Origin of the sequence: Parasphingorhabdus sp. (assembly GCF_036963705.1) — a bacterium.
Lineage (GTDB): Bacteria > Pseudomonadota > Alphaproteobacteria > Sphingomonadales > Sphingomonadaceae > Parasphingorhabdus.
Genome location: NZ_JBALUT010000064.1, coordinates 1 through 15,400, shown reverse-complemented (window position 1 = coordinate 15,400; position 15,400 = coordinate 1). Strand labels below are relative to the sequence as shown.

Below are 15,400 nucleotides of genomic sequence, written 5' to 3'. Positions count from 1 at the left end.
ATCCACAACGCGGTTACCCCGACGATGGGCAAGATCGGCGTATTGGTTGCGCTTGAGAGCACCGCCGGCGCTGATGTTCTCGAGCCACTTGGCAAGCAGATTGCGATGCATATCGCGGCTGCATTCCCGCTGGCTCTGAATGCTGATGGCCTCGACCCGGAAATGCTCGCTCGCGAGCGCGCAATCGCTACCGAAAAAGCAGCAGAATCTGGCAAGCCGGAAAATATTGTTGAAAAAATGGTCGATGGCGCGATGGCGAAATTTGCCAAGGAAAATGCGCTGCTCAGCCAGACTTTTGTGATGGATAATAAAACCCCTATCGCGCAAGTCGTCGAGCAAGCTGGCAAAGCTGCTGGCGTCGAAATCAAGCTTACCGAATATGTCCGGTTCCAGCTTGGTGAAGGCATCGAGAAGAAAGAAGAAGATTTCGCAGCGGAAGTTGCTGCTGCGGTTGCCGGCTAATCGAGCAACAGTTTGAATATTTCAGGCGGTAACGCTTGGCAGCGTGGCGCGGACTATCTATGGTCTGCGCCATTGTTGTATTTGGGGCCGGGCATTGATTCCGGCGGGATAGGATTTGCATGAAACGACCGGCGTTCAAGCGGATATTGCTTAAGCTTTCTGGTGAAGTCCTGATGGGATCGAGCGAATTCGGAATCGATCCGGAAACGGTCAGTCGCATCGCTGCCGAAGTAAAATCTGCGAAAGAGGCGGGCTTCGAGCTTTGTCTGGTCGTTGGCGGAGGTAATATTTTTCGCGGGCTCGCCGCTGCAGCAAAGGGTTTCGAGCGGACCAGCGCAGATTATATGGGCATGCTGGCGACGGTGATGAATGCGCTTGCGGTCCAGAATGCACTCGAACAAATTGGCTGCGACACCCGCGTGTTGTCCGCTATCCCAATGGCGAGCGTGTGCGAGCCCTACATCCGGCGCAAGGCTGTGCGTCATCTGGAAAAGGGCCGTATCGTTATTTTTGCTGCAGGAACCGGCAATCCTTATTTTACAACCGATACCGCAGCGGCACTACGCGCTGCGGAAATGGGCTGCGAGGCACTTTTCAAGGGCACCAGTGTCGATGGCGTCTATAATGCCGATCCGAAAAAGGATCCTGCTGCGACGCGTTATGACGAATTGAGCTTCGATCAGGTTCTGAGAGATAATCTGAAGGTCATGGACGCCAGCGCCGTGGCACTTTGCCGCGAAAACAAGATACCGATTGTCGTATTCTCGATCCGCGAGCAGGGCAATCTGGCGACCGTATTGAGTGGCGGTGGAACCGCGACCATGGTCGGAACAACCGAATAATATTTAGGGGAAACAGCAATGGCAAAATATGACAAGGCCGATCTGCAAAAGAGGATGAACAGCACGCTGGAGGCACTCAAGCATGATTTGAGCGGTCTGCGTACCGGTCGTGCCAATATCGCGCTGCTCGATACCATCACGGTCGAGGTTTACGGTTCGAAAATGCCGCTCAACCAGGTCGCTACCGTATCGGTGCCAGAGTCACGCATGTTGTCGGTTCAGGTTTGGGACAAGGGCAATATCCAGCCGGTAGAAAAGGCAATCCGGTCTGCCGGCCTTGGCCTTAACCCGATGACGGATGGTCCCAATATCAGGCTCCCTATCCCCGATCTGACGGAAGAGCGCCGCAAGGATCTTGCGAAGCTGACCGGCCAATTTGCCGAAAAAGCACGGATCGCCATCCGCAACGTCCGGCGCGACGGCATGGATGATCTGAAGGCTGATGAGAACAAGAAGGAAATCAGCGAAGACGATCGGAAGCGGCTCGAGACAGAAGTCCAGAAGCTGACCGACGACATGATTGCGGAAGCCGACAAGCTCGCCGACGCAAAAGAGCAGGAAATCCTCACCCAGTGAAGCTCACGCGTTCCAAGGGTGGTTCTGGAGATCCGGTGCAAAGCGCAACCGGTGTAGCGGACCCGACATATGGCGTCCGTCACATCGCGATCATCATGGATGGGAACGGGCGCTGGGCGAAGCGTAAGCATCTGCCGCGTGCGCTGGGCCACAAGAAAGGTGTCGAGGCGGTTCGGAATATTGTCCGGGTAGCCGGGAAGATGGGCATCGAAGTGATGACGCTTTATGCCTTTTCATCGGAAAACTGGAACCGGCCCGAGGATGAAATCAGCGATCTCATGGGATTGCTGCGCCAATATATCCAGTCGGACATCAACGAATTCGTCGAAAATGGCGTGCGGTTGAAGGTCATCGGCAATTACAAGGCATTGGAGCCCGACATTGTCGCGATGATCGACAGTGCCATCGAAAAAACCGCACAAAATAGCAAGATGACCCTGGCGGTTGCGCTCAACTATGGTGCGCAGGACGAGATGCTCAGAGCGGTCAAACAAATCGCAACCGCGGTCAAACAAGGCGATGTCGAGCCTGAAGCGATCAGTCTCGACCATATATCCGGCGGTCTGGATACTGCAGATTTGCCGCCGCTCGATTTGCTGGTCAGGACATCGGGCGAATTGCGCCTTTCCAATTTTCTCCTGTGGCAGGCGGCTTATGCCGAACTATATTTTACCGACACGCTCTGGCCCGATTTCGATAAGGGGGAACTTGAGAAAGCCCTGAAATCATTCGGAGACCGCGAGCGACGGTTCGGTGGGCGCTGATCATGGATGAACCAGCTGCTCCGAAGCCCGGCAAGTCGAAGGAACTGCAAACCCGCATCATTGTAGGCGTGCTGCTGATCACAGCAGCTTTGCTGGCGGGATATCTTGGCGGGATGTTCTTGTGGCTGCTGGTTGTACTGATGGCGCTTGGGATCATGAGCGAATGGGCAGGTCTGACAGGGCGTCAGGACAATCGCCGGATGGCGATGTACGCTTTGTCTGTCCCGTTGGCGATCATGTCTCCATGGGCAGCCGGACCATCATTTCTGGGGCTCGGTCTGATCCTGGGTGCAGCGATGTTTGTCGCGGTATTTGACCGTTCGTTCAAGCTCGCGGGGGGCTTAATCTATGCTGGCTTTCCGGCTCTCGCGATCCTCTATTTGCGCGAAATCGACAATGGCATATTGATCATGCTCTGGACGTTGGCTCTGGTCTGGGCCACCGATATTGGTGCCTATTTTTCCGGCCGTGCGATCGGCGGACCAAAATTGGCGCCGCAGTTCAGTCCTAATAAAACCTGGGCTGGTTTGATCGGCGGGGTCGTCCTGACGGCCGCCGTCAGCTTTGTCCTGAACGTATATTGGGGGCTTCCTTTCTATCTGGTGCTGCTCAGCATCCCCCTGGCGGTTCTGGCGCAGATGGGCGACTTGTTCGAAAGCTGGCTCAAGCGGAAAGCGGGCGCCAAGGATAGCGGGACGATCTTCCCCGGCCATGGCGGCGTGATGGACCGCCTTGACGGTTTGATTCCGGTTGCACCATTGGTGGCGTTGATCATGGTTGCTGACAGCCTGTCCGCGCTATCATGACGAAATCGGTCTCCATATTTGGGGCGACGGGATCGGTAGGTCAGTCGACACTGGACCTTATTCGCCAGCATCGGGATCAATATAATATTGTTGCACTGACCGCCAACAGCAATGCTTCCCAGCTCGCCGAATTGGCAAAGGAATTTTCCGCAGAGATAGCGGTCGTTGCCGATGATGATGCTTATGACGAGCTGAAGCGGCAACTGGCAGGGACATCGATCGAGGCCGCAAGCGGGGCGGAAGCGCTGATTGCGGCTGCCTCCGTGGGTGCCGACTGGACGATGGCCGCGATTGTCGGCTGCGCGGGGCTGCCGTCAACGCTCGCGGCCTTGCGCTGCGGCAAGACTGTTGCTTTGGCCAATAAGGAAGCCCTGGTTTCCGCAGGTGCCTTGATGATGAACGAGGCCCAAAAGGCAGGCGCAACGCTGCTGCCCGTCGATTCCGAGCATAATGCCATATTCCAAGCACTGCAGGGTGGACGGGTCGATCAAGTCCGCAAAATCACTTTAACCGCAAGCGGGGGCCCGTTTCGAACATGGACCCGCGAGCAGATGGCCAGCGTGACACCAGAGCAGGCAGTCGCGCATCCTAATTGGGATATGGGTGCCAAGATATCGGTCGATAGTGCGACGATGATGAACAAGGGGCTCGAGTTGATCGAGGCCCACCATCTTTTTCCGGTCGGTCTCGAGAATATCGAAATTTTGGTGCACCCCCAGTCGGTGATCCATTCGATGGTCGAATATCACGACCGATCGACGCTGGCGCAGCTGGGTTCTCCGGATATGCGGATACCGATTGCCAGTGCTCTGGCTTGGCCGGAACGGATGAAGACCAATTGCGAGCCTCTTGACCTCGCGTTAATCGGCAGGCTCGATTTCGAACGGCCCGACGAAGACCGTTTCCCGGCCACCAAGATTGCCAGAGCAGCAATCACGGCAGGCGGCGCAAAGCCGGCGATGCTAAATGCCGCAAATGAAGTTGCCGTCGCTGCATTTCTCAACCGTGCGGTTCAGTTTCTGGACATCACAGAGATTGTAACGCGGCTGTTAGATAGTTATAGCCCGCCGGAACCGAGCGAATTGGCGGATATCTTTGCAATCGACAAAGAGACGCGCGTTCGGACCGAGCAACTGGTCGAGGAATTGAAGGTTTGACGGACAACCCCGGTATTTTGCTGACGCTTTTGGCGTTTCTTATTGTCATTGGCGTACTCGTGTTCGTTCACGAGATGGGACATTATCTGGTCGGTCGCTGGTGCGGTGTGAAGGCAGAAACCTTTTCCATCGGCTTTGGCAAGGAAATCGCTGGATGGACGGATAAGCGCGGAACCCGCTGGAAAGTCTGTATGTTGCCACTGGGCGGCTATGTCCAGTTCGCCGGAGACATGGATCCGTCGGGCATGAAGAGCAAGGAATGGCTCAATCTGCCGTCGGCGGAGCGCAATCAAACCTTTCAGTCCAAATCCCTATGGCAGCGCGCTGCAATTGTTATTGCCGGGCCCGCTATCAATTTTATCTTCGCAATCCTGATCATCATGGGTTTTGTTATCGCCTATGGCACCAGTGCCGCTCTTCCGGTTGCGCAAGAAATTTCCGAAAATTCAACCGCGTCGGCAATCGGTATGCAACCCGGAGACAGAGTCATATCCGTCGCTGGGGAGAAAATTGATCTGTTCGAAGATCTTCAACAGAAGATAATATTGCTTCCCGATCAGAATGTCGAGATTGTCTACGAACGGGATGGCCAGCTTATCGCCAAGCAGGGCAAGATTGGCGTCAATATTATGAAAGACCGGTTCGGGAACGAATACCGGCTTGGGTTGCTCGGAATGTCATCCAGTCAAGTGGAGTGGCGGGAAGTTAGCCCGATTGAAGCGCCGGTAGTTGCGGTGGAGAAAACCGTTGCGATCGTGGATCAAATTACCACCACGCTTGGCCAGGTCATTACCGGCAAACGTTCCATAAAGGAATTGGGTGGGCCACTCAAAATTGCTCAGGTCTCCGGCGAACAGTTCAAGATGGGTCTTGAAACCTTCATTCTATTTGTGGCTCTGATCTCAATTAACTTAGGGTTCATCAACCTGCTGCCAATCCCCATGCTGGATGGAGGGCATCTGATGTTCTATGCGATTGAAGCGGTTCGGCGGAAGCCGGCCAGCCCGAAAGTGCAGGAATGGGCCTTCCGGTCAGGATTTGCATTGGTGATGGTGTTCATGCTGGTCGTTACATTTAATGATTTGTCCTCTTTTGGTCTGTTCCGGGCGATGTCCGGCTGATTGACCATTGATTGACTCGCTGCATTGGGGCAGGGGGTTCGCGAAGTTGGTGCATTAGTGCCAGTTTCATTTTGTTTTGGTTTATGGTGTGAAAGCGAGTTTGTCTGTGAATCATAAAAAGCGGCTTCTACCCTTATTGATGTGCGGCACCATTTTGGGTGGCACGGCTGTTCCTTCGCAAGCGCAGGTAACTGCGGAAGCTGTGCCGGTAGTGCCAGCTGCGGACACTATAAAATCCATCGTAGTCAACGGCGCTCAGCGATTGGAACCGACCACGGTCCTGTCCTATATGCAATTGCGCATCGGCCAGACCTACACGCAAGAATCTGCCGACCAGGCCTTGAAGGATCTGTTCGGAACAGAATTGTTCAAGGATGTCAGTATCCGCAACAATCAGGGCGCGGTTGTAATTGATGTGGTCGAGAATCCGGTGATCAACCGCATATTGCTGGAAGGCAATAAGCGGATCAAGGAAGATAAAATCTTTCCCGAGATCCGGTTGTCCCCGCGGCAGATATTTACCCGTTCAAAGGTTCGCGCGGATGTCGCGAGAATCGTCGAACTCTATAAGCGCAAGGGCCGTTTTGCGGCCAATGTCGAGCCGAAGATGGTTCAGCTGGACCAAAATCGCGTCGATATTGTCTTCGAGATCAATGAAGGTCCGAAGTCCAAAGTCCAGCAGATTAATATCATTGGCAATGAAGAATTTTCCGACGGCAAGTTGCGCGGTGAAATGGTCACCAAGCAATCCCGCTTTTATCGTTTCTTCAGCTCAAGCGACACCTACGATCCGGATCGCCTCGCATTTGACCAACAGAAGTTGCGTCAGTTTTATTTGACTGAGGGCTATGCCGATTTTCGCGTTATTTCAGCGATTGCCGAACTCACACCTGACAAGCGCGATTTCATCATCACCTATGTGGTGGAAGAAGGCGACCGCTATCAGTTCGGTGAAGTTTCTGTGGAAAGCGATATTCGCGATTTCACTCCGGAATTCCTGACCCCTCAGCTGCCAATGAAGGCAGGAGATTTCTACAACGCCAAGCAGGTCGAAGACACGGTCGAGCGCCTGTCCGAAACCGCCGGGCTTTTCGGATATGCTTTTGCCGATGTTCGTCCGGAATTTACCCGGGACAAAGAAACGCTGAAAATGGATGTTCTGTTCCAGGTAGCGGAAAGTGACCGGGTCTATGTCGAACGGATCGACATCAACGGGAATACCTTGACCCAGGACAAGGTTGTACGCCGCGAATTCCGCCTGAACGAAGGGGACGCGTTCAACAGTTTCCAGGTCAAGCGTTCTGCCAACCGAATTAAATCGCTAGGCTTTTTCCAGGAAGAACTGGAAATTGAGCAGAAGCAGGGCAGCGCTCCCGACCGCATCATATTGGAAGCGAATGTTGAAGAGCGGGCAACCGGCGAACTCCAACTTTCGGCAGGTTTCTCCAGTGTTGAGAATTTCATCCTGCAGGCTTCGGTAAGGCAACGGAATTTCCGCGGTAAAGGTCAGGAATTGCGAGCCAGTGTAAGCTATTCGAGGTTTTCCAAATCGGTCGAGCTAGGTTTTACCGAACCTTATCTGTTCGACCGCAATATTGCAGTCGGCGCGGATATTTTCCGAAGAGACTCAAACAGTTTTAACTTTGTTAACAACAATCGTGAAACCACGTTCAAGCAGCTCACCACGGGTTTCCAAATCCGTGCGGGTGTTCCGATTACCGAATATCTGTCCGCATCGCTCCGTTATGGTCTCAGCCAGGATGACGTGACTTTGGAACCAACCTTATTTTTCCAGGATAGCAATAATGACGGAATAAGAGGGAATAGCCCAGGCGACGTGTGTGATCCGCTGGTGGCAGGACGTTTTCTTTGCGATGCCTTGGGCAATCGCACAACATCTTCGCTCGGCGCATCGTTGATTTATGATGACAGGGACAACCGCGTCCGGCCAACCCGAGGTCAATCTATAGTAGGTAGTCTCGATTTTGCTGGCTTAGGCGGCAGCGTTAAATATCTCCGTGGCCGTTTAAATGCTTCCAAACACTGGAGTGTACTTGGCGACTTTATTTTTACAGCAAGCGCTGAAGGTGGATATATCCACCCACTGAGCAAACGTTCATTGACCCCGGGCGATGGCATTGACGCAGTCAGGCTGACCGATCGCTTCTTCCTCGGCGAACCGCAAATTCGCGGTTTTGATATCCGCGGTGTCGGCCCACGTGTCGTACGTTCAGCAACAATTCCGGGTCTCGACACCAACGGCAATCCGATCAATCAGCCCGTGGAAATAGCCAATGGTCGCCAGACCGATGACGCCATCGGCGGGCGCGCCTATTATCTGGGACGGGCCGAACTTGAAATTCCGCTGGGGTCCGGAGCACGTGAACTTGGTCTGAGGCCTTCGATATTTGTTGATGTCGGAGCCGTTTTCAAAGTGACACCGCCCCTGCTGCTGACCGATGCTCAAACCCAGAGCTTTGGCTCACGTCCAATTGTCGATGGAGCCGGTGATCCTGTTCTGGATAGCAGTGGCAATCCCACGTTTGAATCAGCGCCTCAATATTTGACGGTCAATGCTGCTGGTGAGGCAGTAACCACATTTGATGCCATGACCGGTGGCGTCGCAAATCCGATCGCGACCAATTTTACCGAAACTTTCTTTGGTGATACAATCAGCCCACGCCTGTCGGTAGGGTTTGGTGTGAACTGGAATTCACCATTTGGTCCATTCCGGATCGACATCGCCAAGGCTCTGTTGAAAGAGCCAGGCGACGATACTAAACTATTCACATTTAACGTAGGAACCCAATTCTGATGACCAAAATTTCAAAGACAATTCTGAAATCAGCCGCAGTTGCTATGGTAGCAATGACAGCTCCTGCATTGATGTCAGTACCCGCGATCGCACAATCGAAGTCCGGTATAGCTATGGCCAATTACCCAGCGGCGATGGCTAAATCACAAGCTTATACAGTGGCCATGACACAAATGCAGACCACGTATAAAGCTGACATTGATGCGATCAATGCTCGTGCAGCAGCGCTACAAACCGAAATGAAGCCTATTGTAGATGCCTATAATACCGCGGTTCAAAAACCTGGTGCAACCGCGCAATCTGTACAGCCTCAGGCACAGGCATTGCAGACAAAGCAGCAATCTGCCAAACAGGAACTTAGTGGGCTTCGGCAGAGAATAGACCTTGCCACCGCCTATGTCGAAGAGCAGATCGCATTGAAGTTGGAGGCCGCGGTTAAAGCGACCATGAAAACAAAAAATGTCGATCTGGTTCTTTCGCCAGACGCTGTTGTCGCGCGCGAACCGCATGTTGATATCACCGATGCGATAGTTCTGGAATTGAACAAGTTGGTGCCTTCTGTATCCATTACCCCGCCTGCTGGTTGGGAACCTGGTAAAGCTAACCAACCACAACAGCCACCAGCGGCCCAGCCAGCCAGCCGCTAGTTGAGCAACGATGACCGAACTTCTCAACTATGATGTGACCAAAGTGATGGCGGTGCTACCGCACCGCTATCCCATGCTTCTGGTTGATCGGGTAGAAGAGCTCATAAAGGATGAATCCATCCGGGCGATCAAGGCCGTCACTATAAACGAAGGTTTTTTTCAAGGGCATTTTCCGGGTCGGCCGATCATGCCGGGTGTCTTGATTGTCGAAGCGCTGGCGCAAGCCGCCGGCGTTTTGGCGATGGAGAGCTTTGACATGGTTGGATCGGGTAAGCTGGTCTATTTCATGGCAATTGACGGGGCGAAGTTCCGCCAGCCGGTTGAACCGGGTTGCTTGCTGTCCCTGAACGTGAAATTTGAACAGAAACGTGCGCGCGTCTGTAAGTTTTCTGGACAGGCGATGATCGGTGACAAGCTGGCTGCCGAAGCGAACTTTACCGCGATGATCGCCGACCCGCCTTCGGCATAAGCTTTTGCAAAAGAATCTTGCCCTTTTACCATTCCGCGGTTAATGCGCCGCTTCCGTTAAATTTATTCGCTTTGGGCCTGGTCGGAAACCAGCCCGTTTAGGAGCCGAAAATGAAATCCGATACGCATCCAGATTATCACATGATCACCGTTCAGATGACCGATGGCACGACTTTTGAAACCCGTTCGACATGGGGCAAAGAAGGCGACACATTGCAACTCGACATTGATCCGTCATCGCACCCTGCATGGACAGGCGGCAACCAGCGTCTTCTTGACCAAGGTGGCCAGGTGGCTCGCTTCAACAAGCGTTTTGGTGGTTTGTCGCTCAAAAAGAGCTGATCGAAGGTTGAGGCTATTCGATAGCCTCGACTTTTCACCACAATTTGATCTGGCCCAGCCAGGAAGACAGCAGGGATAGTTTTTCCTGATGGATTTCTGTGGCCCGTTCTGTCGTGGTTTTCACAAACTGTATTCTGGAACCTGCACTCAGCTGTCCGATCAAATGGCGATCGGCGCGAATGATCTGTGCGATCCGGGGATAGCCTCCGGTCGTTTGCGCGTCAGGACCGAGTATATAAGGTTGCCCGTCGGGCGGCAGTTGGATTGTTCCGGGGAAAACGGCCGCACTTGGCATGTTGGATGATTCTCTTGCCAAGAGAGCTTCTCCCTCGAGTGCCATGCCCATCCTGTTGGCTCGCGCTCCTAATGTGTATGGCTTCCGACACAGGTCATCCAGAATGCCCTTGTCCAGTGCGCCTGCTTCCGGACCCGGGGTGATCCGCAGGACATGATCATTGCTAAAATGCGGCCTGAGGCTGTCTGGCGTTGTCCGATCCAACTCTATGGTTTTCGAACCCAGTGCGAAGGCTAAAACATCCTCGGTCTCGAGCGCCCGACCGTGGTAGCCTCCGAGGCCTGCGGCAAGATAAGTTGACTGGCCACCCAGCAACCGGTCTGCTTCGATGTCAGCAGATATTGCCAGATAGGTCCGGCATCCCGGGCGGCTCGGGCCGATATGGATTTTGTCTCCTGCGATCAGCGTCACGGTCTGATGTTGGCGACGGTCTTTGCCGTTGATCCGGACATATGTCGCACCACCCACCACTGCGATCGAGCAGGGAGCGTTCACCTGGAAAATTGCATCCGTAAGCGTAATTTCCAAGGCGATCTCGCCAGAGGGCTTGCCTACGAGATAATTTGCCAGCGCAAGCGACAGGCAATCGGCTGCGCCAGCAGCTGGCATCCCCAGGTGCCGATGACCAGTGAAGGGCGCACCTTGCAAGCTGGTTTGCAGCCCGGCTTTCAGAACCGTGATACTCATTTGTCCGCCCCTGTTTTCCAGGCGTCGAATATTTCTGTGGAGATCGACTCAAAGCGTACAGAATCTCCTGCCGACAGCAAAGTTGGTTGGCTGTTCGACGGATCAAACAAGCGCAGCGGGGTTCGCCCGATAATCGGCCACCCGCCAGGGCTGTCGAATGAATAGATACAGCTTTGTCGACCGATGATGCCGATGGATCCTGCCGCGACCAATTGTCTCGGACTGTCCAGCCGACCAATGGCCGGATTGGCTTCGCTACTCTCGAGATAGGCAAAGCCGGGCATGAATCCCAGCATTGCAACGCGGTGCATTTGCGAAGCGTGCCAGAACGGCAATGCCTCTGCTGCAATCCCGATCCTGTCAGCAACATAATCGCGATCGGGAGCGAACTCCGTGTCATAGCAGACAGGAATGGTCACGACGGGGCGGGAGCCGGCAGCGAGAGCAGTCAGGCTTGTCAACTGCTCGGAAGCCACTCTGGCAGCCTCATCGGGTGATATGAGGGCAGGGTCGAACTGTATCGCTATGCTGTCGAGACCCGGGATGATCTCTGTCCAATATTTGCTGGCAGATAACGCGCTTTGCGCGGCAATGATGGTTTCCCAGTCGGGCAGTTTGATATTGATCCAGTCATCACAGATGTGGATAGCAGGATCTTCTATCGTCATTATTTGACGTGCCCGATTGTGATACCGGCTTGTTCCAGAGCCGTGCGCATTCGTTTTGCGGTCTGCAAAGCGCCATCGCTGTCCGAATGGAGGCACAGGGTCTGTGCCGCAATCGTGAGCGCAGCGTTGTTCCGGGTTAAAAACGGTGTTCCTGTCGCCAAAGAAACACCTTGTCGAATCCGGTCATCTTCGTCTGGGATCACTGCGCCCGCTTCACTGCGGGAAACCAGTCTGCCATTGTCGCTATATTGGCGATCTATAAAAGCCTCGGCGATGAAGGGAATGCCCTCGTCAGCCGCCTTCTGCTGGATCAACGAACCCGGCATACCGACCAGAGCAAGATTGGCCCGGCCGGCCATCTCGACCAGCAGGGTGGAGAGCTCAGGGTCATCCTGCGCATCATTGTACAGGGCACCGTGCGGTTTGATATGGGTCAGGGGCACGCCAACATCTGCTGCAATAGCGGAGATGTCATGCAATTGCTTGGCCAGTCTGGCCTCCAGATCCGTCAGCGAGATATCGATGGATTTTCGACCGAAACCGGCGCGATCGGGATATGAAGGATGGGCTCCAGGCGCGATTGGTCTGGACTTCGCGGCTGTCAAGATCGTCCGCATGACTTCCGGCGACCCCGCGTGGCCGCCACAGGCGATATTGCAACTGGAAACAACATCCATGATTTCGATATCGCGCGCGATGCCCGCGGCACTCTCATGCTCGCCGAGATCCGCGTTCAGGTCGATCATCGATGTCATGGCCAGAACCCCAATGCGCGCGCGATTAGCCGGAAGCCCAGTCCTGTGGTGATCAGCAAAATGGCTGCGCCCAAGATATTGGCCTTGAGACCATTTGCATATTGTCCGAGCAAATTCTTGTCATTGGCGAGCTTGAGCAGAAAAAGCGCAACGATGGGCAGCAGCAAACCATTGGCAATCTGGGCGACAAATATCAGCTCGACCGGACGATATCCCAATAGGGCTGCGACGGTGCCGGAGACGATCACGACCAGGGCGCCGATCTGGAAAGGCCTGCGCGAGGTGGATGATTTAAATATTTCCTGCACGATATAGCCGGTGGCCAATGGAGCGGTGATGGCGGAGGTCAATCCCGCTGCAAATAGCCCGGCCCCGAGCGTAAATGTCGCCATGCTGCCGAACAGAGGCGTGAGCTGCTGGGCCATATCCACGGCATTTTCGATTGTCTTGCCGCTGCCAAACAGACTGGCCGCTGCGGTGGCCAATATGGTCATCGACACCAGCCCGCCGATACCGATCGAAATCGTCGTGTCCAGTTGGGCCTCGGGCAATTGTTCCGCATCCCAGCGCTTGCGGACGCTCGCCGCATGGAGAAACAGATTATAGGGAACGATAGTGGTCCCGATAAGCGCGATCGCAGTCAACAAGCCGCCATCGGGGATGGAAGGCACGAAACCTCGCATCAGGGCGCCGAGATCCGGCTTGATGAGCAGAAATGTCAGAAGAAAGGCCAGGCTCATCAGCAGAACCAACGCAATCAGGATAATCTCTATCCATTTAGGTTTTGTGAAAACCAACATGGCCGAAGCGAACAGGGCAATGGAGATGATCACCGGCGCTATGCCAAAGGCCAATGGCCCTCCGTTGATTGCTTCGAGGCCAAGCGCGGCACCAGACATATTGCCCGCTTCATAAGCGGCATTGCCTAGCACAAGAGCGGAAATCAGAAGCAAGGCGGCTAGCGCGCGGGCGATCGGTGACGCGATTGTCTTGAGCATCGCTTCTGCGAGCCCGAGTTGCGTGACCAGCGCAATGCGGACAGCAAAGGATTGCAGAATGATCGTCGTAATGGTGGCAAAAACCAGCGCCCAGAGCAGCGCAAATCCGAAATTTGCTCCTGCCAAGGTACAGGCAGTAACGGTTCCCGGTCCGATGAATGCGGCGGAAACCATCATGCCGGGGCCGGGGCGATAGCGACTAAGTTTCATCGTTTTGCTGCAATCTTTTCAATCATTCCATGGCCAGGGCTTTTCGCGGTACCATTTGGTAATCACATATTTCGTGCCACGCCGGACTTTCATCCCATGATGCAGCGTCCAATCGTTGACGCTACCATCACTATTGCGGTTATTCCAGCAGAGCATCGTTCCGGTCACAGGGGTGAAGCTCTTCTTGAACTGCGGAAAGCGGGTTGCGCCTCCCGCAACCGGCTCATTGAGATAAATCATGAAGGTCCAGGTTCTCTGGCCAGAGATCGTGCAATATTTTGCGAAATCTTCTCCATCGGGATCGAAGAAATCCGTGTGCGCCTTGAACTCCTGATCAACCGCATAGCGTTGACCCTGCAAGGGTTCGCCAAATGCTTTGTCGATGTCGGCAAGGCGGCAGATTCTTTGATCAATCTCCGCTACGAAACTGTCTGAATGATCGAGGTCACAGGTTTCGCTGGTTCGGAAGTAATTGTCGCCATTGGGATCGGCGATGGTTGAAGGCCGCCGTTTCTCGTCGATCATTGCGCAGAGCTTTTCGCATTCCCCGAGACTCAGGAAGTTTTTCAAAATGCACAGCTCGATTTCCTTGCGCGGAAAGCGCTGCACTTGTCCCAATGCCACGAGATAGTCAGCCGATGTATTATTGGCATCTGTCATTTGAACGTCCCAGCCGGCTCCCAACTATCACGTGCAACGATAAATGAATCGCCGTTAACCGCAACCGCTCTTTGCGGCTTGAGCCAATTTGCATATAAGCGCAGTCCATGAAAAAAAATCCCGCTATTTTCTGCAGTCGCAATGGTTTCACTCTGGTCGAGATGATGGTGGCGCTGTTTATTTTTTCGATGTTGTCGGTGGCGGGTGTGATCATGTTGCGATCTGCAGTCGATAGTGATGCCGTGACCGCCGAAAATCTTGGTCAGATGGCTGAAATGCAGCGCTTTGTTTCCTTGATGGAAGCGGATTTGAGCCAGGCTTTGTCGAGGACGTATCGCGATGATGGCGGCGATCAAATGCCGGCGTTCTCCAGCGAACAAGGGGAGGGCGAGGCGGCCTTTCTGAAATTTACCCGGGGTGGCCAGAGCAATATTAACGGCGAAGCGCGATCCAATCTGGAACGGGTCGAATATCGGCTGAGCGATGGCAATCTGGAGCGGTGGCGGTATCGGATGACCGATGGTGGCTCGACCGATCAACCGGCGGTTCTGATCTCCAGGGTTGGTTCACTGGAGCTGCGCTTCCGCGACAAGCGTGGCCAATGGTCCGATGGATGGCGCACGGAAAGGCTGGTTGATCTGCCGCGTGCAGTAGAAATCCGGTTTGAACGGGAAGGGCGCTCGTATCGCCATCTCTTTTTGGTCGGGACGGGTTATTTGTGAGCGATTCAAAACACCTCGTACCAGGAAAGGAACGCGGCGCGGCGCTGTTGACGGTGTTGTTGCTGGTGGCCGTTATCGCGATTCTGGCCGCCCATGGGATTGACCGGTTAGCGGGAGCGACCAAGCTCGCCTCCAATGCGCGGGAATTGTCGCAGGCCAAGGCCTATCTGATCGCTGCCGAAGCGATCGGGATTCGGTCGGCGGAGCAGATTGTGTCAGCCTCTCCCGGCCGGACAATCAACGTTGATGGCTGGAATGGCCGCGAGCAGAAATTCCCGGTACCCGGCGGGATCATCACGGCGTCGCTTGCCGACGGCGGCAATTGTTTCAACATCAACAGTCTCGTCACGCAGCAACAGGCGACCTTGTCGGCAAGGCCAGAGGGGCTGGCGCAATTTTCGCGGC

The 15,400-nt window shown here is 54.4% G+C and carries 17 protein-coding genes and 1 pseudogene; 13 read left to right on the top strand and 5 right to left on the bottom strand.

The window, feature by feature from the left end:
* From tsf to rpmE, 11 genes are all read left to right on the top strand, one after another.
* A partial coding sequence (gene tsf, locus V7680_RS12605; RefSeq protein ID WP_335653627.1) for a translation elongation factor Ts occupies positions 1–462 on the top strand: 462 nt, incomplete at its 5' end.
* A 119-nt stretch (positions 463–581) separates the two neighbouring features.
* Positions 582–1,304, top strand: a complete 723-nt coding sequence (pyrH, locus tag V7680_RS12600; protein WP_335653626.1) for a UMP kinase — start codon at positions 582–584, stop codon at positions 1,302–1,304.
* 18 nt (positions 1,305–1,322) lie between these two features.
* The gene (gene frr, locus V7680_RS12595) at positions 1,323–1,880 is read left to right on the top strand and encodes a ribosome recycling factor (protein WP_335653625.1); all 558 of its coding nucleotides are present in this window, start codon (positions 1,323–1,325) and stop codon (positions 1,878–1,880) included.
* Between the two features lie 95 nt (positions 1,881–1,975).
* Complete coding sequence (uppS, locus tag V7680_RS12590) at positions 1,976–2,644, top strand: polyprenyl diphosphate synthase (protein WP_442955028.1); 669 nt, start codon at positions 1,976–1,978, stop codon at positions 2,642–2,644.
* A 2-nt stretch (positions 2,645–2,646) separates the two neighbouring features.
* Entirely contained in the window at positions 2,647–3,450 is an 804-nt protein-coding gene (locus tag V7680_RS12585) for a phosphatidate cytidylyltransferase (RefSeq protein WP_335653624.1), read from the top strand.
* A complete protein-coding gene (locus V7680_RS12580) occupies positions 3,447–4,607 on the top strand; it encodes a 1-deoxy-D-xylulose-5-phosphate reductoisomerase (protein WP_335653623.1) in 1,161 nt (386 codons plus the stop codon). Before V7680_RS12585 ends, V7680_RS12580 begins: the two co-directional genes overlap by 4 nt.
* A complete protein-coding gene (gene rseP / locus V7680_RS12575) occupies positions 4,604–5,728 on the top strand; it encodes an RIP metalloprotease RseP (RefSeq protein ID WP_335653622.1) in 1,125 nt (374 codons plus the stop codon). The genes V7680_RS12580 and rseP overlap by 4 nt, the downstream gene beginning before the upstream one ends.
* A gap of 139 nt (positions 5,729–5,867) precedes the next feature.
* Complete coding sequence (gene bamA, locus V7680_RS12570) at positions 5,868–8,543, top strand: outer membrane protein assembly factor BamA (protein WP_335653628.1); 2,676 nt, start codon at positions 5,868–5,870, stop codon at positions 8,541–8,543.
* Positions 8,543–9,190 carry an OmpH family outer membrane protein gene (locus V7680_RS12565; protein ID WP_335653621.1) on the top strand — a complete coding sequence of 216 codons (648 nt, stop codon included), beginning with the start codon at positions 8,543–8,545 and terminating at the stop codon, positions 9,188–9,190. Before bamA ends, V7680_RS12565 begins: the two co-directional genes overlap by 1 nt.
* Before the next feature lie 10 nt (positions 9,191–9,200).
* Positions 9,201–9,659: a 3-hydroxyacyl-ACP dehydratase FabZ gene (gene fabZ, locus V7680_RS12560; protein ID WP_335653620.1), complete on the top strand. Its 459-nt coding sequence runs from the start codon at positions 9,201–9,203 to the stop codon at positions 9,657–9,659.
* A gap of 110 nt (positions 9,660–9,769) precedes the next feature.
* Positions 9,770–10,000, top strand: coding sequence for a 50S ribosomal protein L31 (gene rpmE, locus V7680_RS12555; RefSeq protein ID WP_067198668.1), 231 nt, complete (start codon positions 9,770–9,772; stop codon positions 9,998–10,000).
* A 34-nt stretch (positions 10,001–10,034) separates the two neighbouring features.
* Here the strand turns inward: rpmE and V7680_RS12550 are convergent, their stop codons facing one another.
* Genes V7680_RS12550 through V7680_RS12530 form a run of 5 tightly spaced genes read right to left on the bottom strand, consistent with a single transcriptional unit; the run spans position 10,035 to position 14,273 of the window.
* On the bottom strand, positions 10,035–10,982 hold the full coding sequence (locus V7680_RS12550; RefSeq protein ID WP_335653619.1) for a biotin-dependent carboxyltransferase family protein: 948 nt from the start codon (positions 10,980–10,982) through the stop codon (positions 10,035–10,037).
* Positions 10,979–11,650 (bottom strand): 5-oxoprolinase subunit B family protein, encoded by a 672-nt coding sequence (locus tag V7680_RS12545; RefSeq protein WP_335653618.1) that lies wholly within the window; start codon positions 11,648–11,650, stop codon positions 10,979–10,981. The genes V7680_RS12550 and V7680_RS12545 overlap by 4 nt, the downstream gene beginning before the upstream one ends.
* Positions 11,650–12,405, bottom strand: a complete 756-nt coding sequence (gene pxpA / locus V7680_RS12540; RefSeq protein ID WP_335653617.1) for a 5-oxoprolinase subunit PxpA — start codon at positions 12,403–12,405, stop codon at positions 11,650–11,652. The genes V7680_RS12545 and pxpA overlap by 1 nt, the downstream gene beginning before the upstream one ends.
* Positions 12,402–13,613 (bottom strand): Nramp family divalent metal transporter, encoded by a 1,212-nt coding sequence (locus V7680_RS12535; protein ID WP_335653616.1) that lies wholly within the window; start codon positions 13,611–13,613, stop codon positions 12,402–12,404. Before V7680_RS12535 ends, pxpA begins: the two co-directional genes overlap by 4 nt.
* Before the next feature lie 18 nt (positions 13,614–13,631).
* On the bottom strand, positions 13,632–14,273 hold the full coding sequence (locus V7680_RS12530) for a prolyl hydroxylase family protein (RefSeq protein WP_335653615.1): 642 nt from the start codon (positions 14,271–14,273) through the stop codon (positions 13,632–13,634).
* Positions 14,274–14,380: 107 nt separating this feature from the next.
* Between V7680_RS12530 and gspJ the strand changes: the two genes are divergently transcribed.
* Both gspJ and V7680_RS12520 read left to right on the top strand, forming a co-directional pair.
* Positions 14,381–14,995, top strand: a complete 615-nt coding sequence (gene gspJ / locus V7680_RS12525; RefSeq protein ID WP_335653614.1) for a type II secretion system minor pseudopilin GspJ — start codon at positions 14,381–14,383, stop codon at positions 14,993–14,995.
* Positions 14,992–15,400 (top strand): annotated as a pseudogene (locus tag V7680_RS12520) (type II secretion system minor pseudopilin GspK); the annotation flags it as partial. The gene gspJ and the pseudogene V7680_RS12520, both read left to right, overlap by 4 nt.